Consider the following 316-nt stretch of genomic DNA (forward strand, 5'->3'; position numbering starts at 1 on the left):
GACGAGGAGGTCGCCCGTGGCGGCCTCGGCCGCGCGGTTGCGGGCGGCGGCGAGCGGCATCGGCTCGCCGTCGCCGGGCCGCTGGCGCACGGGGCAGCCGGGGGCCGGCAGGTCGCGGGTGCGCTCCGGCTGCATCCAGGCGATCACCAGTTCGCGCGGACGCACGGACTGGCGTGCCAGCCCGGACATGAGGTTGCGCAGCCGGTCGGCCCGGCCACGGACCAGGGGGAGCACGCTCGCCGACGGCCCATCGGGGGCGTCAGCCTGCATCGGCCAGCATCCGGCGGAAATGCCTGACGCCCTCGATGATGCCGCG

At 77.2% G+C, this 316-nt stretch carries 1 pseudogene; it reads right to left on the reverse strand.

From position 1 onward, the window contains the following. Positions 1-270 (reverse strand): annotated as a pseudogene (locus CVH10_RS19140) (hypothetical protein); the annotation flags it as partial. Positions 271-316 lie beyond the last annotated feature (46 nt).

It is taken from the genome of Halomonas sp. ND22Bw (assembly GCF_003011945.1).
GTDB classification, from domain to species: Bacteria; Pseudomonadota; Gammaproteobacteria; order Pseudomonadales; family Halomonadaceae; genus Halomonas; species Halomonas halophila.